Genomic DNA, 24,521 nt, shown 5'->3' with positions numbered 1-24,521 from the left:
GGGCGGGGATAAACCCCGCCCCTACGCAATTTTATAAAAATTTAACTTTTGTGTAATCACTAAGAACTGCTTAGTTCAAACATTCACAGGTAAGATTATAACACCATTCTTACACCTTGGATTTTCGCAAGTTCTTCATAAAGCGTTTCAACTTGGTCAATATGTTCTGCAATGATATCAATGGAAACAGAGTTATAAGTCCCTTTTGAGCTGCGTTGTTCACGTGGGTTATAATCGCCTTTTGCGTGAATTTGCGTGACGGCAACGACATCATCAATTAAATCATCACGATGTGTGCCCACCACTTTGAAAGTAAATGCACACGGGAATTCTAATAAGTCTCTTAATTTTGCTTGTGGAAGATCTTGAAGATTTACTGTTTTATTTTGAGTCATAATATTTTCCTTATCTTAAATAATACGGAAGCGGTGAAATTTAGCAAAAAATTTCGGTATTATGTAGCATTTACACAAAGAATCATTTAGCTCAAAGACTTTCGCTCCCTCCGTTTACGGAGGGAGCTGCCGAAGGCTGAGGGAGGGGAAAAGAATACAATGAGAGAAGTTAAAGTATTTTCCCTCCCCCCTATCCCCCCTCCGTAAACGGAGGGGGAGAAATTAAATAAAATTTTGTGCAACTGCTACTAATACCGAAAAATTTGCGAAATCCCACCGCTTGCTATCTTGCCCCTATATATGGGGATCGGTTTTTAAATTACAAGGTCTGTGAATTAGTTGAATAAACTCTTCACTGTTAGCACCAACCAATCCCACGCTTTACCAAATAAACCGGCTTCTTGAACCTCTTGTAATGCCTGTAAAGGACTGCTCGCTACATCTTTACCATCGAGTTGATAAATCACTTTACCCACAACTTGCCCTTTTGCTAAAGGTGCTTCTAGGCTTTTAGTGTCTAATTCATAACGGGCTTTTAAGTCGGCTGATTTTCCTTTCGGAATAGTAATAAAGCTATCTTGAACAGAACCAAGTTGGACTTTATTCGCATCACCGTAATATACACTTTCTTCTTTAATCGCTTGACCTGCCGGTAATGATTTTACCGTTTCAAAATTCGCAAAACCCCATTGCAGTAGTTTTTTACTTTCAACTTCACGACCTTTATAAGTTGGTACACCCATGACCACAGAGATTAAACGAGTATTACTGTTCGTTGCCGAAGCGACTAGGTTATAGCCTGCTTTATCGGTATGCCCTGTTTTCATACCATCTACGTTCATCGTTTTATCCCACAATAAACCGTTGCGGTTTGGTTGTGGTTTTTTGATGTTATATTGGAATTCTTTTTCTGCGTAGATTTTATATTCTTCCGGTTGATCTCGAATCACGTGCGTACCAATAATCGCCATATCACGCGCTGAAGAAAATTGGTTTGGATCATCTAAACCGTGTACGGTGGTAAAATAAGTATTTTTTAACCCAAACTGTTGTGCGTATTTGTTCATTTGGTCAATAAATGCTTGCTGTGAACCTGAAGTATGTTCCGCTAAGGCAACAGCTGCATCATTACCCGAAACAATAATCAGCCCCTTCATTAGATCGCCTACCGAAACTTGCGTGTTTAAATCTAAAAACATTAATGAAGAACCTGGGAATTTTTGCGCCCAAGAATTTTCGGTCACGGTTACCATATCGCTATTACGTACTTTGCCTTGCTTAATTGCATCACCCACAACATAAGCCGTCATCATTTTAGTTAATGAGGCAGGATATTGACGTTGATCCGGATTTAAACTTGCTAATACAGCACCTGAGTTATAATCCATGAGAATATAGGTTTGGGCATTTAATTGCGGTGCACTAATGCCAAAATCTGTATTCACATCTGCATAAGCAAAAGAGGAAAGCGCCATAGCACAAAGGCTAACCGATTTTAATAATGTTTTTTTCATATTAAAGATTCCGAACTGTTTAAATTTAATTTTATAAAATAACGATAAAAACTAAGGGCTTGTTGGTAACCAACAACCCCTTAAATAAACCGGCTTCAGAAAAATTAAATATCTTCTTCCTGAATTTCAGTTGATTTTTTATTTTTATTCAAGATCGCTAATTTAACCTTAGCTGTACCTGAATGATGCATACCTAATTGACGCGCTGCTGTTTTCGATAAATCAATGACACGAGCATGGGCATAAGGGCCTCGGTCATTTACTCGCACGACCACCTTTTTACCATTACGCATATTCGTCACTTCAACTAACGTCCCAAAAGGTAATGTTTTATGGGCAGCAGTCATTGCAGCGTTATTAAAGGTTTCGCCATTTGCGGTACGGCGACCGTTAAACTTGTCTGCATAGTAGCTTGCAACACCGGATTGAAAATGTTTGCGAGCGACTTTTTTATGTGTGTTTTGTTTTACTTTCTCGGCTTTTTTCGCAGATTTTTGCGAAGATTTAACCGCTTTCACCGTTTGTTTTGATGTTTTAACTTTAGCAACAACCTTCTTTTGGGCTACTACTGTCGTTTTCACACTTGTTTTTGCGTGTTTAGTTGCTGCAACAGAATTCAATGATCCGAATGTTAAGAATCCAGCTAACAACAGGGTTACAATTTTACTTAATCGCATAAGTATGTATTCCTCATTGAGATATCGTTTCGTTTGTAACGATGTTTGTATTACCCATCACGCTTAAAAAAACGCGATGGTTGGCTGTTAATCTCTAGTAGATAACTGCTCTTGTATGTGCTTTTTGATACCGCAAAAAAGCAAAAGTTTAATTTTAATTCAAAAATTATTTAAGTTTACTATAAGGATTGTTGTCATTTGCTCGTTTTCTATGCACGTAGCTTGACATCATCAACCCAAAAGCCGCCATAAGTGTAACATAAGATGTTCCCCCATAGCTAAACAGTGGTAAGGGTACACCAACTACGGGCAAAATACCACTTACCATACCAATGTTTACAAAAACATACACAAAAAAGAGTAATGCTGTGCCACCGGAAAGAATACGTCCAAACGCATTATCCGATTTCGCCCCAATCATCAGCCCTCGTGCAATAATAAACAAATAGATGGCTAATAAGATCAACACACCGATTAAACCATGTTCTTCGCTTAATACCGCAAAGATAAAATCGGTATGAGGCTCAGGCAAAAATTCAAGTTGAGATTGCGTACCTTCCATCCAACCTTTTCCGTGTAGTCCGCCTGAACCAATCGCAATTTTTGACTGAATAATATGGTAACCTGCACCCAATGGATCTTTCTCCGGGTCGATCAACGTCATTACCCGTGTTTTTTGATAATCATGCATCAAAAAAAACCACATTATCGGAATAAACCCGGCAAGAAAAACCACACCAGCACCAATCAATTTCCAACTCAGTCCGGCTAAAAACAGCACGAAAATCCCTGCCGCACAAACAAGAATAGAAGTTCCTAAGTCTGGTTGCATCGCAACGAGCAAGGTTGGAAAAACAATAATGGCTAAAGCAATAAAGGTATCTCTAAAACTCGGTGGTAATGGGCGATTACTTAAAAAGGTTGCCACCATCAAAGGCACTGCTAATTTCGCAATTTCCGAAGGCTGAAAACGCACAAAGCCTAAATTGAGCCAACGTTGCGCACCTTTACTGGTCTCACCGATTAAATCGACTAACACCAACATCACTATCATTACCGCATAAAGATAAGGCGAAACTTGTTTATAGACTCTTGGTGGAATCATTGCCATGACGAACATTACGCCCAAACCTAATGTTACTTGGACAACTCGGTTGGTAAACATCCGTTCGCTCGCACCACTTGCACTATATAAAACAAGTAAACCATATCCGGTAATTGTTAATAATCCGAGTAATAGCCATACATCAAGAGAAAAGACTTTCCAAAAGAGTTTTTTAAAACCGTTATTCATTTACTTCGTCCTCTGGCATTGTTTCAAGCGGTTGAATTTGTTCATTTTTTTGCAAAGGTTGAGCACCATCATTTTTCAATGTATTGGATAACGCAAAATCAAAGACTTTACGCGCAACCGGTGCTGCCACACTACCACCACCGCCGGCATTTTCTAAAATGATAGCGACCACCACTTTAGGATTATCATAAGGCGCATAACCCATAAACCACGCATGGTCGTGCAACTCTTTTTTCAAGGCATTTTTATTATATTTGCCACCTTTTAAGTTAAACACCTGTGCTGTTCCTGTTTTACCGGCAGCACGATAGAACGAGCCCCCCGCTTTCTTCCCCGTACCATTCCCAGCATTGATTACGTTATACATTCCCAGTTTTGCCACTTGCCAAAAACGCTCCGGCACACCGCTAATATCTTCGTAAAGCGCTGGGTCTTTGTAAGGTTCTACCGCTTTTGCACTCATCACTTCTTTCATTAAATGAGGCGTATTAACACGACCATTATTGATCAACACAGAAGTTGCCTTCGCAAGTTGTAGTGGTGTGGCAATCCAATAACCTTGCCCAATTCCAACCGGAATGGTATCCCCTTGCACCCAAGGTTTTTTATAGCGAGCCATTTTCCACTCTTTGCTTGGCATAACACCGGCAGACTCTTCAAAAAGATCGATACCGGTTTTCTGTCCAAAACCAAATTTTTTCATCCACTCAGACATCTTATCAATGCCTGTATCGTATGCTAACTGATAGAAAAAGGTATCTGAAGACTCAGTAATCGCTTTATTGACATTCGTGGCTCCATGTCCGGATTTTTTCCAGTCACGATAGCGTTGTGTCGTTCCCGGCAAAATCCAGTAGCCAGGGTCAAAAATGGTGGTGGTCGGCGTAATTTTTCCTTCTGCTAACCCCATCACAGCGTAAAAAGGTTTCACGGTCGATGCCGGTGGATAAGTCCCCTGCGTTGCTCGACTATAAAGCGGACGAGCCGGGTCTTCCAATAATGCTTTATAATCCTTACCGGATACCCCCCCTACAAATAAGTTATTATCATAACTTGGGTTGGTTACCATCGCCAAAATACTGCTATCACGAGGATCCATCACAACCACCGAACCACGCTGATTACCCAATAAATTCTGGATATATTGTTGTAATTCCACATCAATGGTTAAACGAATAGAACTGCCTGCCGCACCTTCTTGATCGCGTAATTTACGAATAACCTTTCCTCGGTTATTGATTTCTACCTCTTCAAATCCTGTTTGCCCGTGTAGCTGATCTTCGTAGTACTTTTCAATACCCAGTTTCCCCATATCGTGAGAACCTGCATAATTACCGAATTTCCCCTCTTCTTCGAGTTTTTTCTTGTCTTTTTCGTTAATTTTTGCAACATAACCTAAAATATGGGTTAGCGTTTCACCATAAGGGTAGTTACGTTTGTAGTAGGCTTGAACATCTAGACTTGGGAAGCGATATTGATTAACAGCAAAACGTGCCATTTGTTCTTCGTTTAAATTGCCTTTCAATAAAATCGGCGTATAACGTGAAGTCCGCTTTTTCTCTTTGCGGAAATTCTCAATATCTTCGTCTGTTAAGCCCACCACCTCTTTAAGGTCGATTAAAGTTTGTTCTAAATCCTGTGTTTTTTCCGGCACAATGAATAACCCAAAATAGGTTATATTTTCTGCCAACACTTTACCATTGCGGTCGTAAATTAACCCGCGCGTTGGCGGAACAGGCAATAATTTAATACGGTTGCCATTCGAGCGAGTTTGATAATCTTCATAACTACTGACTTGGAGATGGTACAGATTAGCAATCAACACACCGGTTAAAGCAAGTACACCGGCAAAAGCCACGACCGCACGGCGAGCAAACAAATTACTCTCCGCTTGCCCGTTTCTCACTTTCTCATGAGGCTTAGCCGACATCAATTTTCCGAGTTTACCAAACATACTTATCTCAAATTGCAAAATTTTCTTTAAATCACACCGCTTTTTTTATTCACGATGATAAGGGTGGTTAGTGCTTAAAGACCACGCACGATATAAACTTTCTGCGACCACAACTCGCACCAAAGGATGTGGCAACGTCAAAGGCGAAAGCGACCAACTTTGTTCAGCGGCTTGTTTACATTCCGGCGATAACCCTTCAGGCCCCCCAATGAGTAAACAGACATCTCGCCCATCATTTTTCCAACCTTCTAATTGCTTCGCCAGTTGCTCGGTTGTCCACGGCTTTCCAGGGATATCTAATGTAACGATTTTTCCTTTACCGGCTGCTACTAACATCGCCTTGCCTTCTTGCTCAAGAATACGTTTAATATCCGCATTTTTACCACGTTTACCGGCTGGAATTTCAATCAATTCGAAGGGCATATCATTCGGGAAACGGCGTTGATATTCTTCAAAACCCACTTTTACCCAATCAGGCATTTTTTGCCCTACGGCGATTAATTTAATTTTCATTACGACCAAAGCTTCTCTAATTGGTACATTTCACGGGCATCTGCTTGAAGTAAATGTACGATAGCTTGTCCGAAATCCACGACAATCCAATCCGCCACGGCTTTACCTTCATCACCAAACACCTCAAAACCGGCTTGTTTTGCTTCTGCGGCTAATTTATCTGCCGTTGCCGCAACGTGACGCACCGAAGTCCCCGTTGCGATAATCATCGTATCCGTAATACTTGATTTGCCACGAACATCAATGGCTAAAATATTTTGTGCTTTTAAATCATCTAAAGTGGTTGTTAAAAATTCGACTAATTGTTTTTCCACGTTTCTTTTCCATTCGTAATTACTAAAAACGGGGAATTTTAACACAGATTAGAAAGGGATAAAAAAATAAGCGGTAGGAATTTGCAAATTTTTTACAATGGCAGTTAAACGAAGTTTGGGCAAAAGAAGTGGTAATTATGCGGTATTGTGAGCAGTGACACAAAATCTCATTTCATTTATCCCCCTTCGTTTACGCCGGGGGATAGGAAATACTTTAACTTATCTCGTTATTTACTATTTTTCAAAATAACTAAATGCCGTTCGCCCACTAATTCAGGCACATCTAATTTAATCACTTCGACTAACTCAATTGGCTTGCTCACGTCTGCCAACTCTTCCGGCTGATATTGTCCTTTTAACGCATAAAAATGACCGCTTGTATTTGGCAAATGGTAGCACCAATCAACCATATCATTTAACGAAGCAAAAGCTCGGCTTAATACGCCGTCAAATTGTTGTTCTTGGTACTCTTCAACCCGACTTAACACAGGCGTTACATTAGTCAGTTTTAGCTCTCGAATAGCATTTTTGATAAAGGTAATACGTTTGCCTAAGCTGTCTAACAACACAAACTGTTTATCAGGGTTAGCGATTGCCAGCGGAATACCCGGTAAACCTGGGCCAGTTCCCACATCAATAAACTGTTGCCCCTGTAAATGTTGGCTAACCACAAGGCTATCCATTATATGCTTAACCAACATTTCATCGGGATTACGCACAGAGGTAAGGTTATAGGCCTTGTTCCATTTATCCAATAATTTGACGAAATCAACCAACTGTTGTTTTTGCTGATCGGTCAAAGATATGTTTGCTTGACTGAGCAAGCGGTCTAATTTTTCTAACATTTTGCAAATTCCTATTTAATTACAAAACTCTGAAATTTTATGATTTGTTATAATAACTGTAAAAATAAACACTATTTATATAGTGAATATCATCGTTCTTAATGGTATCATTTTGCTCAAGTATTCTGACTTTTTATCTCTATGCTTAAGTTTAAACCTTTTACACTAGATCAACAAATTTACAATTTATCGCACTTAAATGCGTTTTATACTGAATTTGTGCAAGTTGCTACAAAATCCCAAAGCGAAAAGCGTTATCGCTGTTTAATTGAATTTGGTACACATTGTTTTACTAAAAGTCCAAACGTACACAAAGGTGAAACGCTAGCAAATTTTGATAATTCATTACATTATGTGACCGATAAAGAAATTCGTTTATTTTGCCCTGAACGTTATCAGCTTTCTCTCAAACTTCCTGAAATTTTGAGAAATTTAGATAAGCATAAATGTTATTTCACATCAGCAAACGATAAATTTTTAACCATTTCAATACAGAACCAACAAGGGGAAATGGTGGATTATGAAATTTATTTTTCATTGAAAAAATCTAAAACGTGTGATGTGCATATTTTCATTAATAGTGCCTATCTACGGAGCCTTGATTACCGTCCGAATAAGACAATGCTTCGCCGTAAACCAGTTTCACTTTTTGTTTTATTACATAATACAATCACAAATAAGCGTATAAAACGCCCTGTATAGCAGATAAAACAAAGCCCCACACAAGGCGGGGCTGTACAGGGTTCGCTTTATAACTGCTCTTGGGCTAGTAGCCTTTCGGCTGGACAAACGCTAGATTTCTCTATCCCTGCTTGTACGTTTTGTTGAGAACATTATAGTTTAATAGAGAGAGTACTTCCACAAAAATATCACGTTAAATAGTTTATTCAACGCTATATTTTACAACTCGCCTCTTTTCAACATACCTTGCTTTTTCAAATTCACCAACAAAATGGAAATCGCCGCTGGGGTAATGCCTGAAATACGGCTGGCTTGTCCGATAGAGACAGGGCGGTGTTGCATCAGCTTCGCTCGCACTTCATTAGATAAACTTTCCACTTTGTCGTAATCAAATTCAGCTGGAATTTGGGTGTTTTCGTGGCGTTTGTGGCGTTCGATCTCTTGTTGTTGATGTTCGATATAGCCTTGATATTTAATCGAAATTTCCACTTGCTCGGCTGCTTCTTTATCTTCAATCGCCGGTGCAAAAGGGGCAATTTGAGTTAAGGCTTCGTAAGTCACTTCAGGACGGCGAATTAAATCTTCACCGCTTGCTTCACGGGCAAGTGGACTATTTAATAACGCATTCACTTCCGCAAGGTTCGCCATTTGTAAGTGCGCCCACGTCTGTTTCAAGCGTGCTTTCTCTTTTTCGATGTTTTCCATCTTCTCGTTAAAACGAGCCCAACGTGCTTCATCAATTAAACCAAACTGATGGGCAATCGGTGTTAAACGGGCATCTGCATTGTCTTCACGCAACAACAAGCGGTATTCCGCACGGGAAGTGAATACTCGATACGGTTCTTTGGTACCTAAGGTGCAGAGATCGTCCACCAATACGCCCGTGTAAGCTAAATCACGGGTTGGGAACCACGCATCTTTGCCTTGTACTTGTAAACCAGCGTTGATCCCAGCCAATAAACCTTGCGCCGCCGCTTCTTCATAGCCGGTTGTGCCGTTAATTTGTCCGGCAAAGAATAAGCCGTCAATCGCTTTGGTTTCAAGGGTTGGTTTTAGATCTCGTGGGTCGAAATAGTCGTACTCAATGGCATAACCCGGTTTGATAATACGGGTGTTTTCCAAGCCTTTCATTGAATTGACGATCCCCATTTGCACATCAAACGGCAAACTGGTTGAAATCCCGTTCGGGTAAACCTCAATAGTGGTTAAGCCTTCAGGTTCGAGGTAGATCTGATGGCTGTTACGATCGCTAAAACGCATTACTTTGTCTTCAATTGACGGGCAATAACGAGGCCCGATCCCTTCGATAATCCCTGTATACATCGGGCTACGATCTAAACTATTACGGATCAAATCGTGAGTTTGTTCGTTAGTGTGAGTGATGTAACACGGAATTTGGCGAGGGTGTTGTTCAACTGACCCCATAAATGACATTACAGGTAAAACCTCGTCCCCGTGCTGTTTTGCCAACACATCAAAATTGATCGTGCGAGCATCTAAACGTGGCGGTGTGCCTGTTTTTAAACGATCTACACGCAAATTGAGATCACGCAGACGATCAGCCAACATCGTTGCTGCCGGGTCGCCTGCACGTCCACCGGCGTAATTATCTAAACCGATATGGATCTTACCCGCCAAGAAAGTGCCTGCGGTTAAAATGACTGCTTTCGCTTTAAAGGTTAAGCCCATTTTGGTTACTGCTCCGACTGCACGGTTATTCTCAACCAGAATATCGACTACTTCTTGTTGGAAAATGTCTAAATTCGGTTGATTTTCTAATGCAGTACGCACCGCTTGGCGGTAAAGTACACGGTCTGCTTGCGCACGGGTAGCTCGAACCGCTGGGCCTTTTGAACTGTTTAAGGTACGGAATTGGATCCCTGCTTTATCCGTTGCCGTTGCCATTAAACCGCCCATCGCATCAATTTCTTTGACTAAATGTCCTTTACCGATCCCACCAATCGCTGGGTTACAAGACATTTGTCCTAAGGTATCTACATTGTGTGTTAAAAGTAAGGTTTTTAAACCCATACGCGCAGGGGCTAGTGCTGCTTCCGTTCCTGCATGTCCACCACCCACGACAATCACATCGTAAGTTTTATTATAAATCATATATTGCCTTTTATATTTTGTGAGAAATTTGTTCAAATGAAAGATCGTCTATTTTACCTTAAAATCAGAAGATCGGGAAAAGAGATTTTGATATAAATGGATCCTTTTATAAGATTGGAAGATCGCTAATATTAAAATAGATCTTTTATATAGAGATCTTTATTATTATGATTATTAGCGGTAAGCGCTAACAAGGATAACTACAAATTTTAAAGTAAAATCAAAGCGTTAAGGAGATCTTGTTATTGAAAAGATCTTGAGTAATGTAAAAGATATTCCTGTGGATAAAAAGTAAAGTTATCCACAAGGGAGAAAAAGTAATAAGGTTATTTTGAATAGATCTCAAGTTATTCTCGCAATTTTAGCAAAGTTATCCACAATGGGGTTGTCACGCTTTTTGAGTAAGAGATTTCTTTTTTAAGGAAATAAGCGGTAAAATTTCTCCACTTTTTTACTTATTGGAATCGAAAATGTTTGAAGAAAATAAAGCGTGCCCTTGTCAATCAGGAAAATGCTATGCGGAATGTTGCCAACCTTTCCATTTAAACCAAGGTTTTGCGCAAACCGCTGAACAATTGATGCGTTCTCGATATAGTGCATATACGTTAGTTGATATTCCCTATATTGTTGCAACAACAGTGCCAAGCCAGCAGGGATTATTAGATCAAACCGCCATGAAAACGTGGGGAGAAACAACGGCTTGGAAAGGGTTAGAGATTGTGCAGCATTTACCGGCAATCTCAAAAATTCATAGTATCGTGGAGTTTAAAGCCTTTTTTGAAACCGAAAACGGGATTGAAGCGCACCACGAGCGATCATTATTTGTGAAAATCAATGAGCGTTGGTTTTTTGTTGATCCGACTGTTCCACTTCCTTCGCAAAAACAGCTTTGTGTTTGTGGTTCCGGAAAAAAATTTAAGCATTGCTGTGGCGGATTTTTATAGAAAAAGGTGGGATTTCCCCACCTTCTTATTAGTTAATTTTGTCTATTTGATAAGCTTCAATATGTGATTTGAGCAAGTATTTATCAATTTTCCCTTGAATTCGTACTTTGGTGTTTGGTGAAACGTCTAAACCGTGCCAGATATGATCTTCGATTTTTAATCTAATCAATTTGTTTTGCATATCTTTAAAATAGAACTCTTTTTTCTTTGCTTGGCTAACGATATAGCCTTCTAACATCACTGTTGAATGGTTTGGTAACGCTTCGGCTTGTTCGATAGTTTTTAGATTAGAATTATCGGGATTAAATCCGGCAAAGGCAGAACAGCTAAAGGCGCATAATACAATAACGAATAGCTTTTTCATATAAACTCCATTTATTGTTAATAGTAAACTGAGTGTAATTAAAAAAGCTTAAGAAATTCTTAATTAAAATCAAAGGTATATAAAAATTTATATAATCATTTTATATCACAACATTTTATTAACATATATTCCATTTAGTTATTTGCAAGCAAAGCATTTTGCTTTTACATTGGCAACCAATTTCAGTTTTACCTTTTGAGGAATTCATTATGTTAAAAAAATTATCCGTTATCGCATTAACAACCTTAGCTTTAGCAACATCAGCAACGTCATTTGCTAAAGAGAGCTTACTTGAACGTATCAATAATAAAGGTACGATTACAGTCGGTACAGAAGGAACTTATGCGCCTTTTACTTACCACGATGAGAGCGGCAAATTAACCGGCTATGATGTAGAAGTAACTCGAGCTATTGCGGATAAATTAGGCGTGAAAGTTGAGTTTAAAGAAACCAACTGGGACTCAATGTTAGCTGGCTTAAAAGCAGATCGTTTTGATTTAGTGGCAAATCAGGTGGCATTAACTTCACCGGAGCGTCAAGCCACTTTTGATAAAACCGAACCTTATAACTGGTCTGGTGCAGTATTAGCTGCGCCAAAAGATGAAACCCGCATTAAAAAAGTGGAAGATGTAAAAGGTTTAAAAGCAGCACAATCTTTAACCTCAAACTATGGCGAATTAGCGCGTAAATATGAAGCGGTGATTGTGCCGGTTGATGGCTTAGCTCAAAGCGTGAAAGTGATTGAAACCAAACGTGCAGATTTTACCTTCAACGACTCTTTAGCCGTATTAGATTACTTGAAGAAAAATCCAAAATCAGATTTAAAAATCTTTTGGGAATCAAGCGATAAAGTGGGCGCCGGTTTAGTGGCAAATAAAGGTAATCAAGAAGCCTTAGATAAAATCAGTGCAGTGATTGTTGAATTGAAAAAAGATGGTACTTTGAAAAAATTAGGCGAACAGTTCTTTGGTCAAGACGTAAGTAACAAATAATCATCTCGATCACCAATATTTACTAAGCGGTTGGATTTGTAAAATGTTTTGCAAATTTAACCGCTTATTTTTTAGATAGTCTTTTTATTTTGCCTAAATTCACGTATGCTTAGTGTGTTCATTCTGAACACCAAAATATAGCAAGTTATGTTTATTTTAAGGTACACAATATGAAAAAACTTATCATTGCCTCTATGCTAACTTCAGGTATGGCATACGCAGCTTCTCTCTCTCAAGTTAATTCAAATACAACTTTTCATACTTATGAATTTACTAGCACCTATGATTTAGTTATACCAAAAGGTTCTCAGGGCGAAACCAAACTTTGGATTCCTTTGCCTTTTAATAGCGATTATCAAACCGTTAAATCTATTGAGTTTGAAGGTAATTATCGTGATGCATTTATTACAGAAAATAACCAATATGGAGCTAAAACGCTTTATGCAAACTGGGATGAAAAAGCAGATAAACGCTTATTAAAAGTGAAAATGGTTATTCAGACTCAGGACCGTGAACCTATGGTTACGGGAGCATTAAAAGATTATAAAATGCCTGACAAAATAGAATATTCTGTTGATGTATTGCCCTATTTGAAATCAACCGCTCATATTAAAACGGATGGGATTGTAAAAGAATATGCGGATAAAATTGTTGGGAAAGAAACAAATCCACTTAAAAAAGCAAAATTGATTCATCAATGGATCGTAAAAAACATGGAACGTGATAATTCTGTTCTGGGGTGTGGCGATGGAGATGTTGAAAAAATCCTGACAACAGGTGTATTAAAAGGAAAATGTACCGATATTAATTCGGTATTCGTTGCTTTAGCTCGTGCATCTGATATTCCGGCAAGGGAAGTGTTTGGTATTCGTTTAGGTGCTGCACCAAAACTAGAAAAGTACTCTAAAACCGCTTTTGGTAGTGCAAAAGAAGGTATCGCTAATGTGAATGGGGGGCAACATTGTCGTGCAGAATTTTATTTAGCAGGATTTGGTTGGGTTCCTGTTGATTCGGCGGATGTGGCCAAAATGCGTTTAACAGAGAAAAAATCCGTAGAAGACAGTGATACTCAGGCTGTGGCAAATTACTTATTCGGGAACTGGGAAGCTAATTGGGTTGGTTTCAATTATGCTCGAGATTTTAATCTTTACCCTAAACCAGAATTAACACCGATCAATAACTTTGGTTATCCTTATGCCGAAGTTGGAGGAGATCCGCTTAATTCTTTTGATGCAAAAGAGTTTGGTTATGAACTTATCTCTAAAGAAATTAAATAATCGCTTTATTGCTAGTTGTGTTACTGCTGTTATTGCAGCAGTAACCTCTACATTATGTTGTATAGCGCCTTTGGTTTATTTAATGTTTGGTATCTCTTCTACATGGTTGATGGAATTAAACCGTTTTGAATATTTACGAATACCTATGTTAATTGTTTCTTTAGGTGCATTTGGCTATGGTTTTTGGTTATTAAATTTCTCTAATAAAATCATTTGTACTCGATATTTTTCTCGTAAAACGTTGATTATTTTATATTGGGTTGTGTTTTTTATTATGTTATTTTTTCTATCTTATCCTACGTTACTTCCTTATATATTAGAATGGATTTCATAAAAATGAAAAAATTATGGTTGATTGCTATTTTTAGCACCTTTATGCCTTTATCTTCACTTTATGCTGTGGAAAATCCTCAAAAACAGATAGAAAGTGTAGAGCGAGAGGTTACGCTTCTGGTGAGTGAGATGCATTGTCAGCTCTGTGTCTATTTAGTAAATAAGGAATTACGAGCAATAGATGGTGTTATTTCAACCAAAGCAGATATGAAAGCTAGAACAGTCAAAATTGTTACTCAAACTCAAGTGACAAATGAACAGTTAATAAAAGCAATTGGTAATTTACAATATACGGCAAAAGTTATTTAAACAATAACAGTTCCGATTTGTTTTAGTTTTTATTTCACGTAGAATTTATTTTCTAACTGATTTTTATTTTAAAGAGATAATATGAAAAAAATAGTATTTTCAACGATTCTTGCATCGGCATTCTTTACCCATTCTTCATTTGCTCATAATATTACGCTAAATAATGGTTTAGCGCCTGTGGCAGTTGCCAAAGATGGCGAACTGGTATTATCAAATGGCGAGGTAAATTATCAATCTTGGCGTTCGGCGAATTTGGTAGGGAAAGTTCGTGTTATTCAGCATATTGCCGGTCGTAGTAGCGTGAAAGAAAAAAATGAAGCGCTAATGGATGCGATTAAAGCTGAAAAATTTGACAGAACAAAATATCAAACAACCACGATTATCAACGCTGATGATGCGATTATTGGCACTGGTCCTTTTGTAAAAAGTAGCGCTGAAAAAGGGAAAAAGCAGAATCCTCATAGTCAGGTTATTTTAGATCAACAAAGTTCGGTCAAAAATGCTTGGGCATTGAAAGAAAAAGAGAGTTTGATTGTCGTATTGGATAAGAACGGTAAAGCCCAATTTGTGAAAGAAGGAAAATTAACGCCGCAAGAAATTCAATCTGTGATTGCGTTGGTGAAATCTTTACTCTAAAAATCATTAAGCGGTTATTTTAGACATATTTTGCAAAAAAGAGTTATAAAATAACCGCTTGTCTATTTATATTCCTTTTTTATTTGTTCTATGCTTGTTTGTACATTTGCAAGCGGTCAGATTTCCCTTACAATCGGTAAAAATTGTTTTTAAGGACTGATTGTGTTAGAAAATCTTTTACTTCAAATCCCTTTTATGGATGAAGCCCGAGTGAAGTTGGTCATTGATGCCTTTTGGCCAATGGTTGAAGCTGCGGTGCTTGTGTCTATTCCTTTAGCGATAGCCTCTTTTATTATTGGTATGGTCATTGCGGTGGGTGTAGCTTTAATTCGTGTTACACCGGTTAATGGCGTATTACATCGTATCGCATTGGCTATCGTTAAGGTCTATATCTCCATTATTCGTGGTACACCGATGTTGGTTCAAATATCGGTAGTTTTCTACGGATTACCTGCGATTGGTGTGTTCATAGACCCTATTCCTGCAGCGATTATCGGCTTTTCTTTAAATATCGGCGCTTATGCCTCTGAAACCGTTCGTGCGGCAATTTCTTCTGTGCCTAAAGGACAATGGGAAGCCGGCTTTACGATAGGTATGACTTACATGCAAACCTTTCGCCGTATTATTGCACCACAAGCCGTGCGTGTTGCTGTTCCTCCGTTAAGTAATACATTTATCGGGTTGTTTAAGGATACTTCGCTAGCGTCTGTGGTAACCGTAACAGAAATGTTCCGTGTGGCACAGCAAATGGCAAATATGTCCTATGACTTTTTGCCTGTATATATTGAGGCAGGTTTAATTTATTGGTGTTTTTGTTGGGTACTTTTTTATATTCAAGCCAAATTGGAAACGCGTTTTAATCGATTTGTCGCAAAATAAGCGTAAGGAATGATGATGATAAAAATTAAGAACATTCATAAAACATTTGGGCAAAATACGATTTTACGGGGGATTGATTTAAGTATTGAAAAAGGGCAGGTGGTTGTGATTTTAGGACCTTCAGGTTCAGGAAAAACCACTTTCTTACGTTGCTTAAATGCGCTTGAAATGCCGGAACAAGGCACAATTACCTTTGATAATGCTCAACCGTTAAGTATAGATTTTGGGGCAAAACCAAGTAAAAAAGCTATTCTATCACTTCGCCGTAAATCCGGTATGGTGTTCCAAAATTATAATCTTTTCCCACATAAAACCGCTCTTGAAAATGTGATGGAAGCACCTGTTTTTGTGCAAGGCAAATCGGTGGAGCAAGCAAAATCAGAGGCGTTAGCACTACTGAGCAAGGTTGGTCTTGCGGATAAAGTGGATTTATACCCTTATCAACTTTCAGGGGGGCAACAACAGCGTGTTGGAATTGCTCGAGCGTTGGCATTACAACCGGAATTAATGCTATTTGATGAACCAACCTCTGCCCTTGACCCGGAATTGGTGCAAGATGTATTAAATACGATGAAAGCCTTGGCAAATGAAGGCTGGACGATGGTAGTGGTTACTCACGAGATTAAATTTGCGTTAGATGTGGCGGATATTGTTGTGGTGATGGATGGGGGCGAAATCGTGGAGCAAGGATCGCCGAAGCAGTTGTTTGAAAATCCTCAACATGCGCGGACAAAACGCTTTTTACATCAAATTCGAGCCGATTAGCGTTTGACCTACCGATTTTTTAGTATTAAAGTAACCATATTATTTTTCTTTTAAGGCGATATTATGAAAGACGAAAAACCAATTGAATGTACAGGTTGTAATACCTTTGATGTAGGTTCTATTTTAGATAATAGCGAAACTGTGGCGACTTTTGAACGTGTTTATGCAACCGAAGCGGAAGCAAATGATGCGTTAGCGCGTTTAACTGAAAAAGCTCGTGATGTTGAAAGTGAACCTTGCCAAATCAATAGCCAAATTGTCGCGGTAGAAAATGGTGTTAAACTTTCTGCACAATTCGGTTTTAGCTGCCAAGCAGAAGTGGTTATTTTTCAATTAGGCACAAGAACGATTTAATGGTTATTTAGAGCGAGAAATTTAAGTTTCTCGCTTTTTTATTTTTTGTTTAATTTATTTCACAAAATAAAATAAATTCTCTCAAAGAGAAAAAAGACTTTAATTAACTAAATTTTAACAAATTGATGTTTTATAACGCAGTTTGAAGATGATTTTTGTTGAACATCCCCTTGAGTAGTGAGTATAATCTGAATGATCTTTTATTAAATTACAGTGTGGAAAAAAGGAATAATATGTCGGCTGTAATTACCCGAGCAAAACAACAATATATTAAAGCCATTAAATGGGAAATTGGTGTTATCTTACTCGGCGTATGTTTTGTTTCATTGATTCAATTCTCAGCAAGCATGTCTTTTCTTGTTGGCGCATTTTCTGCGTTCCTCCCTCATTGTGTTTTTGTGTATTGGGTGTTCTTTAGAACCGCAAAAAATCAACAAAAAATAACCGCTTTTTATCGAGGCGAAGGTATGAAATGGCTGGTGGCAATTATATTGATTGCATTAAGTTTTATTTTTATCCCTCATCTTAAACTTCTTTTCTTTTTTATTGGTTATATTTTGGTTTTAGGACTCAATATCGTTTTACCGATAGCGTTAAATCGGCAAGCTGTATAGTTTTTAATTTTAAAAGGATAAATTATGGCTGGAAATACCGCTGACTATATTAGTCACCACCTTTCGTTTTTGAAAACAGGGGATGGGTTTTGGAATGTACACGTAGATACTCTGTTCTTTTCAGTAGTCTCTGCGGTAATCTTTTTATTCTTCTTCCGCAAAGTTGCTAAAACAGCAACATCGGGCGTGCCGGGTAAATTTCAATGTTTTGTTGAAATGATTGTGGAGTGGGTTGATGGTTTAATCAAAGAAAACTTTCATGGTACACGTGAAGTAGTTGCGCCATTAGCATTAACCGTATTCTGTTGGGTGTTTGTCATGAATGCGATTGACTTAATCCCAGTTGATTTCTTACCTCAATTAGCCGCATTATTCGGTATTCATTATTTACGTGCAGTGCCAACGGCGGATATTAGCGCAACGCTTGGGATGTCGATCTGTGTTTTTGCACTCATTATTTTCTATACGATCAAGTCAAAAGGCGTTTCTGGCTTTGTGAAAGAGTATACGCTTCACCCATTTAATCATTGGGCGTTTATTCCGGTAAACTTTGTGTTAGAAATGGTTACCTTATTAGCAAAACCGATCTCTTTAGCTTTCCGTTTATTCGGAAACATGTATGCTGGTGAGCTAATCTTTATCCTTATTGCCGTCATGTATATGGCAGATAACTTCTTACTTCAAGTATTAGGTTTGCCATTACACTTAGCTTGGGCGATCTTCCATATTTTGGTTATCACCTTACAAGCGTTTATTTTTATGATGCTAACGATTGTTTATTTGAGTATTGCTTATAACAAAGCAGATCACTAAACAAAATAAATGGGGAAGCGGTGATATTTTGTAAATTGTTTGCAAAAACAGACCGCTGACAAAACCCGAGTGTGTTTTTTCTTAACTTTTTTATTAACCCTAGCCTTTGGCTAAATTCCTTAAATTATGGAGAACATTATGGAAACTGTAATTACAGCAACGATTATTGGTGCATCAATCCTACTTGCTTTCGCAGCATTAGGTACTGCAATTGGCTTTGCGATTTTAGGTGGTAAATTCTTAGAGTCTTCAGCTCGCCAACCTGAATTAGCAAGCAGCTTACAAACAAAAATGTTTATCGTTGCGGGGCTTTTAGATGCGATTGCAATGATTGCAGTAGGTATTTCTTTACTTTTCATCTTCGCAAACCCGTTCATTGATTTATTGAAATAAGTCGGGATTTGATTAACCGTTATTCATTCGAATAACTTAACCGACTTTTAGGAGGGCGTTGTGAATTTAAATGCAACATTAATTGGTCAGTTGATTGCATTCGCACTATTTGTGTGGTTTTGCATGAAATTTGTATGGCCACCGTTGATTAACGCGATTGAAACGCGTCAAGCAAACATTGCTGATGCGCTTGCGAGTGCAGAAAAAGCAAAACAAGAACAAGCGGATACGAAAGTATTAGTGGAACAAGAACTTGTTAAAGCTCGCGAAGAAGCTCAGCATATTATTGACTTAGCAACTAAACGCCGTAATGAAATTTTAGAGTCTGTTCAAGCAGAAGCTGAAGCAGAACGTTTACGCATTATTGAACAAGGTTACGCAGAAGTAGAAAGTGAACGTAAACGAGTTCAAGAAGAGCTTCGTCAAAAAGTAGCAGCATTAGCCGTTGCCGGTGCTGAAAAAATTGTGGGTCGTTCTGTGGATGCAGCGGCAAACAATGACATTATTGATAAGCTAGTTGCAGAACTATAATAAGGTGGGGCAGATGTCAGAATTAAGTACAGTTGCTCGCCCCTATGCTAAAGCAGCTTTTGATTTTGCTTTAGAGCAAGGTCAGTTGGATAAATGGCAAGAGATGTTACAATTTTCAGCGTTAGTGGCTGAGAACGAGCAAGTATCTGAATATATTTCAGCTTCTCTTGCAAGCGGTCAGATTGCAGATTTCTTTTGCAAAATTTGTGGCGAACAACTAGACCAATATGGGCAAAATTTCATTCGTATCATGGCTGAAAACAAACGTTTATCTGCATTACCTGCAGTGTTAGCTGAGTTTTTATCACTCAGAGCAGCACATGAAGCAGTAAAAGATGTAAACGTCATCAGTGCTACCGAATTAGATCAAGCACAAGAAGAAAAAATCTTGAGAGCAATGGAAAAACGTCTTGGTCAAAAAGTGCGTTTAACCACTCAACTTGATAAATCATTAATTGCCGGTGTGATCATTGAATATGATGATGTAGTAATTGATGGAAGTAGTCGTGGTCAATTAAACCGCTTAAATCAAGCGTTGAGCTTGTAAGAGGAATAAAAAATGCAACTAAATTCAACAGAAATTAGTGAATTGATTAAAAAGCGTATTGCCCAATTTAACGTGGTAAGTGAAGCGCAAAGTACCGGTACGATCGTTTCTGTAAGCGATGGTATTATCCGTATTCACGGTCTTGCAGATGTAATGCAAGGGGAAATGATTGAGCTTCCGGGCAATCGTTATGCTATCGCACTAAACTTAGAACGTGATTCAGTCGGTGCGGTAGTGATGGGACCTTATGCCGATTTAGCAGAAGGTATGACAGTAAAATGTACTGGTCGTATTTTAGAAGTACCTGTGGGTCGTGGTTTATTAGGTCGTGTGGTAAATACTTTAGGTCAGCCAATCGATGGTAAAGGCGAGATTGAAAACGATGGTTTCTCTCCGGTTGAAGTGATTGCGCCGGGTGTTATTGACCGTCAATCTGTTGATCAACCGGTTCAAACTGGTTATAAAGCGGTTGACTCAATGGTACCAATCGGTCGTGGTCAGCGTGAGCTTATCATCGGTGACCGTCAAACCGGTAAAACAGCACTTGCTATCGATGCGATCATTGCACAAAAAGATTCAGGTATTAAATGTATCTATGTTGCTATCGGTCAGAAAGCTTCAACAATTGCAAACGTGGTGCGTAAATTAGAAGAACACGGTGCATTACAAAATACGATTGTTGTGGTGGCGTCAGCATCTGAATCTGCAGCATTACAATACCTTGCGCCATATTCTGGTTGTGCAATGGGTGAATATTTCCGTGATCGTGGTGAAGATGCATTAATCGTTTATGATGATTTATCTAAGCAAGCTGTTGCTTACCGTCAAATTTCACTTCTTTTACGCCGTCCACCAGGTCGTGAAGCATTCCCGGGTGATGTATTCTACTTACATTCTCGCTTACTTGAGCGTGCAGCGCGTGTAAATGCAGACTATGTAGAACGTTTCACTAACGGTGCTGTAAAAGGTCAAACAGGTTCTTTAACCGCATTACCAATCATCGAAACACAAGCAGGGGACGTATCAGCCTTCGTTCCAACTAACGTAATTTCGATTACTGATGGTCAGATTTTCTTAGAATCGAGCTTATTTAACTCAGGTATCCGTCCGGCGGTAAACCCAGGTATTTCGGTATCTCGTGTAGGTTCTGCGGCGCAAACTAAAGTAATCAAAAAATTATCCGGTGGTATTCGTACAGCGTTAGCACAATATCGTGAATTAGCCGCATTCGCTCAGTTTGCTTCAGATCTTGATGATGCAACTCGTAAACAGCTTTCTCACGGTCAAAAAGTAACAGAATTGTTGAAACAAAAACAATTTGCACCAATGCCGGTAAGCGAACAGGCGTTAGTGCTTTTTGCTGCTGAGTTTGGTTATTTAGATGATGTTGAACTTGAGCGTATTGGTTCATTCGAAACAGCATTACTTGCTTACGCAAACAGCAACCATTTAGACTTTATGAAGGATTTAGCGAAATCAGGCGATTTTAATGATGCTATTAAGGATCAATTAAAAGCTATCGTTGAGGGCTTCAAAAAGAATGGTGCGTGGTAATCACGACTAGCGGAGAAATATTATGGCAGGTGCTAAAGAGATAAGAACCAAGATTGCGAGTGTTCGTAATACCCAAAAAATTACGAAAGCAATGGAAATGGTTGCTACCTCTAAAATGCGTAAAACGCAAGAGCGTATGGCGGCAAGTCGTCCTTATTCGGAAACCATCCGTAAGGTGATCAGCCATATTGCGAAAGGAAGCATTGGTTACAAGCACCCGTTTTTAACTGAACGTGAAATTAAGAAAGTTGGCTATTTAGTGATTTCAACAGACCGTGGCTTATGTGGCGGTCTGAATATCAACTTATTCAAAGCAACTTTAAATGAATTTAAAACGTGGAAAGATAAAGACGTTAGTGTTGTACTTGGCTTAGTAGGTTCAAAAGGGGCAAGTTTTTATCAAAACATTGGTTTAGATATTAAGGCTCAAGTAACAGGTTTAGGCGATAGACCCGAAATGGAAAACATTGTTGGGATTGTAAATGGTATGATCAATGCCTATCGTGAAGGCGAAATTGATGCTGTTTATGTTGCTTATAACCGCTTTGAAAATACAATGTCGCAGAAACCGGTTATTGCACAATTACTTCCGTTACCGCAGTTAGAGAATGATGAATTAGAAACAAAAGGTTCGTGGGATTATCTTTATGAACCAAATCCAAAAGTTTTATTGGACAGTTTATTAGTTCGTTATTTAGAAACGCAGGTATATCAAGCAATTGTCGATAATCTTGCTTCTGAACAAGCCGCTCGAATGGTAGCAATGAAAGCCGCAACAGATAATGCGGGAACATTAATTGATGAATTGCAATTAGTGTATAACAAAGCTCGCCAAGCAAGCATTACAAATGAATTAAATGAAATTGTTGCAGGTGCTGCGGCAATTTAAGGTGAAAGAGGAACGGTAATGGCAACAGGAAAAATTGTACAGATCATCGGTGCGGTGATTGACGTTGAATTCCCTCAAGATGCAGTACCAAAAGTATATGATGCGTTAAAAGTTGAAACGGGTTTAACCCTTGAGGTTCAACAACAATTAGGTGGTGGCTTAGTGCGTTGTATCGCATTAGGTACATCAGATGGTTTAAAACGTGGCTTAAAAGTTGAAAATACGGGTAACCCTATTCAAGTGCCGGTAGGTACTCAAACCTTAGGTCGTATTATGAACGTATTAGGTGAGCCTATCGATGAAAAAGGTCCTATCGGCGAAGAAGAACGTTGGGATATTCATCGTGCTGCACCAAGCTACGAAGAACAATCTAACAGCACAGAGTTATTAGAAACCGGAATTAAAGTTATCGATTTAATCTGCCCATTTGCGAAAGGGGGTAAAGTTGGTTTGTTCGGTGGTGCGGGTGTAGGTAAAACCGTAAATATGATGGAGTTAATCCGTAATATCGCAATCGAACACTCTGGTTACTCAGTATTCGCCGGTGTTGGTGAGCGTACTCGTGAAGGTAACGACTTCTACCACGAAATGACAGATTCTAACGTATTAGATAAAGTATCACTGGTTTACGGTCAGATGAACGAGCCACCGGGTAACCGTTTACGTGTTGCGCTAACAGGCTTAACGATGGCGGAAAAATTCCGTGATGAAGGTCGTGATGTTTTATTCTTCGTGGATAACATCTATCGTTATACCCTTGCAGGTACAGAGGTATCAGCGTTATTAGGTCGTATGCCTTCTGCGGTAGGTTATCAGCCAACATTAGCGGAAGAAATGGGTGTATTACAAGAACGTATTACCTCAACCAAAACAGGTTCTATTACCTCTGTTCAAGCGGTTTATGTTCCTGCGGATGACTTAACAGACCCATCTCCGGCAACAACCTTTGCGCACTTAGACTCAACCGTTGTATTAAGTCGTAACATTGCATCATTAGGTATTTATCCTGCGGTAGACCCGTTGGATTCAACCTCTCGTCAATTAGATCCGTTAGTGGTTGGCGAAGAACACTATAATGTTGCACGTGGAGTACAAGGTACATTACAGCGTTATAAAGAGTTAAAAGATATCATCGCCATTTTAGGTATGGATGAATTATCTGAAGACGATAAATTAGTGGTTGCGCGTGCTCGTAAGATTGAACGTTTCTTATCTCAACCATTCTTCGTTGCGGAAGTGTTTACCGGTTCTCCAGGTAAATATGTATCATTAAAAGATACAATCCGTGGCTTCAAAGGTATCTTAGAAGGCGAATATGACCATATTCCGGAACAAGCGTTCTATATGGCAGGTTCAATTGACGAAGTTGTGGAAAGAGCGAGCAAGATGTAATTGTTCCCTACCCCATTAGGAACGAAAGGAGAACAAAATGGCATCTCAATTTGAGCTTAATATCGTAAGTGCAGAAGAAAAAATCTTTAGCGGTAGCGTTGTTAGCGTTCGAGTAACAGGTGTTGATGGTGAGCTTGGTGTTTATGCAGGACACACACCATTATTAACATCAATTAAACCCGGAATGGTAAAATATACCCTACAAGATGGTCGTGAAGAATTTATTTATGTATCGGGAGGCTTCTTAGAAGTACAACCGACAATCGTAACGGTTCTAGCTGATGTTGCAATTCGTGGCGAAGAGTTAGATCAACAACGAATTCTTGCGGCAAAACGCAAAGCGGAAGAGATTTTAAGCAAAAGCAATAATGCAGAGCTTTCTGCGAAACTTTCACGTGAAATTGCGAAGTTACGAGTTTACGATATCGTTAATTCTCAACTTTCTCGTAGAAGATAATTTAAACCCCAACCATTGGTTGGGGTTTCTTTTTATAAGATAATTCTGGTTGTTTATTTTTCATTGATGAATAAAACGTCCTTTTTTGTTTTTGATTTATGCTAAAAGTTGTTATTTTCAACAAGCGATCATTTTTTTAAATTTTTTTGCAAAAAAGTGCTTGCAAGGTTTTCATTTTT

Annotated in this window: 29 protein-coding genes; 19 read left to right on the top strand and 10 right to left on the bottom strand. The window is 38.8% G+C overall.

The window, feature by feature from the left end; all coding sequences use genetic code 11:
- Positions 1-95 precede the first annotated feature (95 nt).
- The 8 genes from ybeD to rsmG form a co-directional block, all read right to left on the bottom strand.
- Positions 96-395, bottom strand: a complete 300-nt coding sequence (ybeD, locus tag AM305_RS10020) for a DUF493 family protein YbeD (protein ID WP_005825650.1) — start codon at positions 393-395, stop codon at positions 96-98.
- A gap of 335 nt (positions 396-730) precedes the next feature.
- Entirely contained in the window at positions 731-1,909 is a 1,179-nt protein-coding gene (locus AM305_RS10015) for a serine hydrolase (RefSeq protein ID WP_005825648.1), read from the bottom strand.
- A 104-nt stretch (positions 1,910-2,013) separates the two neighbouring features.
- Positions 2,014-2,586: a septal ring lytic transglycosylase RlpA family protein gene (locus AM305_RS10010; protein ID WP_005825646.1), complete on the bottom strand. Its 573-nt coding sequence runs from the start codon at positions 2,584-2,586 to the stop codon at positions 2,014-2,016.
- A gap of 166 nt (positions 2,587-2,752) precedes the next feature.
- Positions 2,753-3,880 (bottom strand): rod shape-determining protein RodA, encoded by a 1,128-nt coding sequence (gene rodA, locus AM305_RS10005; protein ID WP_005825644.1) that lies wholly within the window; start codon positions 3,878-3,880, stop codon positions 2,753-2,755.
- Positions 3,873-5,834 carry a penicillin-binding protein 2 gene (gene mrdA, locus AM305_RS10000; RefSeq protein ID WP_005825643.1) on the bottom strand — a complete coding sequence of 654 codons (1,962 nt, stop codon included), beginning with the start codon at positions 5,832-5,834 and terminating at the stop codon, positions 3,873-3,875. The genes rodA and mrdA overlap by 8 nt, the downstream gene beginning before the upstream one ends.
- 45 nt (positions 5,835-5,879) lie before the next feature.
- Positions 5,880-6,347 carry a 23S rRNA (pseudouridine(1915)-N(3))-methyltransferase RlmH gene (gene rlmH / locus AM305_RS09995; RefSeq protein ID WP_005825641.1) on the bottom strand — a complete coding sequence of 156 codons (468 nt, stop codon included), beginning with the start codon at positions 6,345-6,347 and terminating at the stop codon, positions 5,880-5,882.
- Positions 6,347-6,661 carry a ribosome silencing factor gene (rsfS, locus tag AM305_RS09990; RefSeq protein ID WP_005820442.1) on the bottom strand — a complete coding sequence of 105 codons (315 nt, stop codon included), beginning with the start codon at positions 6,659-6,661 and terminating at the stop codon, positions 6,347-6,349. The genes rlmH and rsfS overlap by 1 nt, the downstream gene beginning before the upstream one ends.
- A 227-nt stretch (positions 6,662-6,888) precedes the next feature.
- A complete protein-coding gene (gene rsmG, locus AM305_RS09985) occupies positions 6,889-7,506 on the bottom strand; it encodes a 16S rRNA (guanine(527)-N(7))-methyltransferase RsmG (RefSeq protein WP_005825639.1) in 618 nt (205 codons plus the stop codon).
- Between the two features lie 141 nt (positions 7,507-7,647).
- On the opposite strand from rsmG, the gene AM305_RS09980 reads away from it, so the two are divergent.
- Entirely contained in the window at positions 7,648-8,208 is a 561-nt protein-coding gene (locus AM305_RS09980) for a hypothetical protein (RefSeq protein WP_005825637.1), read from the top strand.
- A 198-nt stretch (positions 8,209-8,406) separates the two neighbouring features.
- On the opposite strand, the gene mnmG is transcribed toward AM305_RS09980, so the two are convergent.
- On the bottom strand, positions 8,407-10,299 hold the full coding sequence (gene mnmG / locus AM305_RS09975) for a tRNA uridine-5-carboxymethylaminomethyl(34) synthesis enzyme MnmG (protein ID WP_005825635.1): 1,893 nt from the start codon (positions 10,297-10,299) through the stop codon (positions 8,407-8,409).
- A gap of 470 nt (positions 10,300-10,769) precedes the next feature.
- On the opposite strand from mnmG, the gene AM305_RS09970 reads away from it, so the two are divergent.
- Positions 10,770-11,243 carry a YchJ family protein gene (locus AM305_RS09970; RefSeq protein WP_005825634.1) on the top strand — a complete coding sequence of 158 codons (474 nt, stop codon included), beginning with the start codon at positions 10,770-10,772 and terminating at the stop codon, positions 11,241-11,243.
- 28 nt (positions 11,244-11,271) lie between these two features.
- On the opposite strand, the gene AM305_RS09965 is transcribed toward AM305_RS09970, so the two are convergent.
- On the bottom strand, positions 11,272-11,607 hold the full coding sequence (locus AM305_RS09965; RefSeq protein ID WP_005825632.1) for a YgiW/YdeI family stress tolerance OB fold protein: 336 nt from the start codon (positions 11,605-11,607) through the stop codon (positions 11,272-11,274).
- A gap of 209 nt (positions 11,608-11,816) precedes the next feature.
- Between AM305_RS09965 and AM305_RS09960 the strand changes: the two genes are divergently transcribed.
- The 17 genes from AM305_RS09960 (at position 11,817) to AM305_RS09880 (ending at position 24,342) form a co-directional block, all read left to right on the top strand.
- Positions 11,817-12,599 carry an amino acid ABC transporter substrate-binding protein gene (locus tag AM305_RS09960; RefSeq protein WP_005825631.1) on the top strand — a complete coding sequence of 261 codons (783 nt, stop codon included), beginning with the start codon at positions 11,817-11,819 and terminating at the stop codon, positions 12,597-12,599.
- Between the two features lie 170 nt (positions 12,600-12,769).
- Entirely contained in the window at positions 12,770-13,876 is a 1,107-nt protein-coding gene (locus AM305_RS09955; RefSeq protein ID WP_005825629.1) for a transglutaminase-like domain-containing protein, read from the top strand.
- Complete coding sequence (locus tag AM305_RS09950; protein WP_005825627.1) at positions 13,848-14,210, top strand: mercuric transporter MerT family protein; 363 nt, start codon at positions 13,848-13,850, stop codon at positions 14,208-14,210. Before AM305_RS09955 ends, AM305_RS09950 begins: the two co-directional genes overlap by 29 nt.
- Positions 14,211-14,212: 2 nt before the next feature.
- Positions 14,213-14,518, top strand: coding sequence for a heavy-metal-associated domain-containing protein (locus tag AM305_RS09945; RefSeq protein WP_005825625.1), 306 nt, complete (start codon positions 14,213-14,215; stop codon positions 14,516-14,518).
- 81 nt (positions 14,519-14,599) lie between these two features.
- On the top strand, positions 14,600-15,154 hold the full coding sequence (locus AM305_RS09940; RefSeq protein WP_005825623.1) for a YtfJ family protein: 555 nt from the start codon (positions 14,600-14,602) through the stop codon (positions 15,152-15,154).
- Positions 15,155-15,316: 162 nt separating this feature from the next.
- Positions 15,317-16,033, top strand: a complete 717-nt coding sequence (locus tag AM305_RS09935; RefSeq protein WP_005825621.1) for an amino acid ABC transporter permease — start codon at positions 15,317-15,319, stop codon at positions 16,031-16,033.
- 15 nt (positions 16,034-16,048) lie between these two features.
- On the top strand, positions 16,049-16,798 hold the full coding sequence (locus AM305_RS09930; RefSeq protein WP_005825619.1) for an amino acid ABC transporter ATP-binding protein: 750 nt from the start codon (positions 16,049-16,051) through the stop codon (positions 16,796-16,798).
- A gap of 63 nt (positions 16,799-16,861) precedes the next feature.
- Complete coding sequence (locus AM305_RS09925) at positions 16,862-17,152, top strand: YfcZ/YiiS family protein (protein WP_005825617.1); 291 nt, start codon at positions 16,862-16,864, stop codon at positions 17,150-17,152.
- 233 nt (positions 17,153-17,385) lie between these two features.
- Positions 17,386-17,766, top strand: coding sequence for an ATP synthase subunit I (locus tag AM305_RS09920; RefSeq protein ID WP_005825615.1), 381 nt, complete (start codon positions 17,386-17,388; stop codon positions 17,764-17,766).
- Between the two features lie 24 nt (positions 17,767-17,790).
- Complete coding sequence (gene atpB / locus AM305_RS09915) at positions 17,791-18,579, top strand: F0F1 ATP synthase subunit A (RefSeq protein WP_005825613.1); 789 nt, start codon at positions 17,791-17,793, stop codon at positions 18,577-18,579.
- Positions 18,580-18,717: 138 nt separating this feature from the next.
- Positions 18,718-18,972, top strand: a complete 255-nt coding sequence (gene atpE, locus AM305_RS09910) for a F0F1 ATP synthase subunit C (protein WP_005713637.1) — start codon at positions 18,718-18,720, stop codon at positions 18,970-18,972.
- 60 nt (positions 18,973-19,032) lie between these two features.
- Positions 19,033-19,503 carry a F0F1 ATP synthase subunit B gene (gene atpF, locus AM305_RS09905; RefSeq protein WP_005818253.1) on the top strand — a complete coding sequence of 157 codons (471 nt, stop codon included), beginning with the start codon at positions 19,033-19,035 and terminating at the stop codon, positions 19,501-19,503.
- A gap of 13 nt (positions 19,504-19,516) precedes the next feature.
- Positions 19,517-20,050, top strand: coding sequence for a F0F1 ATP synthase subunit delta (gene atpH, locus AM305_RS09900; RefSeq protein WP_005825611.1), 534 nt, complete (start codon positions 19,517-19,519; stop codon positions 20,048-20,050).
- A gap of 12 nt (positions 20,051-20,062) precedes the next feature.
- Positions 20,063-21,604, top strand: coding sequence for a F0F1 ATP synthase subunit alpha (gene atpA, locus AM305_RS09895; RefSeq protein ID WP_005825609.1), 1,542 nt, complete (start codon positions 20,063-20,065; stop codon positions 21,602-21,604).
- 22 nt (positions 21,605-21,626) lie between these two features.
- A complete protein-coding gene (gene atpG / locus AM305_RS09890; RefSeq protein WP_005825607.1) occupies positions 21,627-22,493 on the top strand; it encodes a F0F1 ATP synthase subunit gamma in 867 nt (288 codons plus the stop codon).
- 18 nt (positions 22,494-22,511) lie between these two features.
- Positions 22,512-23,885 carry a F0F1 ATP synthase subunit beta gene (atpD, locus tag AM305_RS09885; protein ID WP_005818257.1) on the top strand — a complete coding sequence of 458 codons (1,374 nt, stop codon included), beginning with the start codon at positions 22,512-22,514 and terminating at the stop codon, positions 23,883-23,885.
- A gap of 37 nt (positions 23,886-23,922) precedes the next feature.
- Positions 23,923-24,342 carry a F0F1 ATP synthase subunit epsilon gene (locus tag AM305_RS09880; RefSeq protein ID WP_005825605.1) on the top strand — a complete coding sequence of 140 codons (420 nt, stop codon included), beginning with the start codon at positions 23,923-23,925 and terminating at the stop codon, positions 24,340-24,342.
- Positions 24,343-24,521 lie beyond the last annotated feature (179 nt).

It is taken from the genome of Actinobacillus minor NM305 (assembly GCF_000175195.1).
Taxonomy (GTDB): Bacteria; Pseudomonadota; Gammaproteobacteria; order Enterobacterales; family Pasteurellaceae; genus Haemophilus_A; species Haemophilus_A minor.
The sequence above is the reverse complement of the archived record's forward strand: the minus strand, read 5'-3'. Positions and strand labels throughout refer to the sequence as shown.

What these genes read in the sequence shown, in the direction of transcription:
- ybeD (WP_005825650.1), bottom strand. Translation starts at nt 395, where the DNA reads ATGACTCAAAATAAAACAGTAAATCTTCAAGATCTTCCACAAGCAAAA.
- AM305_RS10015 (WP_005825648.1), bottom strand. Translation starts at nt 1,909, where the DNA reads ATGAAAAAAACATTATTAAAATCGGTTAGCCTTTGTGCTATGGCGCTT.
- AM305_RS10010 (WP_005825646.1), bottom strand. Translation starts at nt 2,586, where the DNA reads ATGCGATTAAGTAAAATTGTAACCCTGTTGTTAGCTGGATTCTTAACA.
- rodA (WP_005825644.1), bottom strand. Translation starts at nt 3,880, where the DNA reads ATGAATAACGGTTTTAAAAAACTCTTTTGGAAAGTCTTTTCTCTTGAT.
- mrdA (WP_005825643.1), bottom strand. Translation starts at nt 5,834, where the DNA reads ATGTTTGGTAAACTCGGAAAATTGATGTCGGCTAAGCCTCATGAGAAA.
- rlmH (WP_005825641.1), bottom strand. Translation starts at nt 6,347, where the DNA reads ATGAAAATTAAATTAATCGCCGTAGGGCAAAAAATGCCTGATTGGGTA.
- rsmG (WP_005825639.1), bottom strand. Translation starts at nt 7,506, where the DNA reads ATGTTAGAAAAATTAGACCGCTTGCTCAGTCAAGCAAACATATCTTTG.
- AM305_RS09980 (WP_005825637.1), top strand. Translation starts at nt 7,648, where the DNA reads ATGCTTAAGTTTAAACCTTTTACACTAGATCAACAAATTTACAATTTA.
- mnmG (WP_005825635.1), bottom strand. Translation starts at nt 10,299, where the DNA reads ATGATTTATAATAAAACTTACGATGTGATTGTCGTGGGTGGTGGACAT.
- AM305_RS09970 (WP_005825634.1), top strand. Translation starts at nt 10,770, where the DNA reads ATGTTTGAAGAAAATAAAGCGTGCCCTTGTCAATCAGGAAAATGCTAT.
- AM305_RS09965 (WP_005825632.1), bottom strand. Translation starts at nt 11,607, where the DNA reads ATGAAAAAGCTATTCGTTATTGTATTATGCGCCTTTAGCTGTTCTGCC.
- AM305_RS09960 (WP_005825631.1), top strand. Translation starts at nt 11,817, where the DNA reads ATGTTAAAAAAATTATCCGTTATCGCATTAACAACCTTAGCTTTAGCA.
- AM305_RS09955 (WP_005825629.1), top strand. Translation starts at nt 12,770, where the DNA reads ATGAAAAAACTTATCATTGCCTCTATGCTAACTTCAGGTATGGCATAC.
- AM305_RS09950 (WP_005825627.1), top strand. Translation starts at nt 13,848, where the DNA reads ATGAACTTATCTCTAAAGAAATTAAATAATCGCTTTATTGCTAGTTGT.
- AM305_RS09945 (WP_005825625.1), top strand. Translation starts at nt 14,213, where the DNA reads ATGAAAAAATTATGGTTGATTGCTATTTTTAGCACCTTTATGCCTTTA.
- AM305_RS09940 (WP_005825623.1), top strand. Translation starts at nt 14,600, where the DNA reads ATGAAAAAAATAGTATTTTCAACGATTCTTGCATCGGCATTCTTTACC.
- AM305_RS09930 (WP_005825619.1), top strand. Translation starts at nt 16,049, where the DNA reads ATGATAAAAATTAAGAACATTCATAAAACATTTGGGCAAAATACGATT.
- AM305_RS09925 (WP_005825617.1), top strand. Translation starts at nt 16,862, where the DNA reads ATGAAAGACGAAAAACCAATTGAATGTACAGGTTGTAATACCTTTGAT.
- AM305_RS09920 (WP_005825615.1), top strand. Translation starts at nt 17,386, where the DNA reads ATGTCGGCTGTAATTACCCGAGCAAAACAACAATATATTAAAGCCATT.
- atpB (WP_005825613.1), top strand. Translation starts at nt 17,791, where the DNA reads ATGGCTGGAAATACCGCTGACTATATTAGTCACCACCTTTCGTTTTTG.
- atpE (WP_005713637.1), top strand. Translation starts at nt 18,718, where the DNA reads ATGGAAACTGTAATTACAGCAACGATTATTGGTGCATCAATCCTACTT.
- atpH (WP_005825611.1), top strand. Translation starts at nt 19,517, where the DNA reads ATGTCAGAATTAAGTACAGTTGCTCGCCCCTATGCTAAAGCAGCTTTT.
- atpA (WP_005825609.1), top strand. Translation starts at nt 20,063, where the DNA reads ATGCAACTAAATTCAACAGAAATTAGTGAATTGATTAAAAAGCGTATT.
- atpG (WP_005825607.1), top strand. Translation starts at nt 21,627, where the DNA reads ATGGCAGGTGCTAAAGAGATAAGAACCAAGATTGCGAGTGTTCGTAAT.
- atpD (WP_005818257.1), top strand. Translation starts at nt 22,512, where the DNA reads ATGGCAACAGGAAAAATTGTACAGATCATCGGTGCGGTGATTGACGTT.
- AM305_RS09880 (WP_005825605.1), top strand. Translation starts at nt 23,923, where the DNA reads ATGGCATCTCAATTTGAGCTTAATATCGTAAGTGCAGAAGAAAAAATC.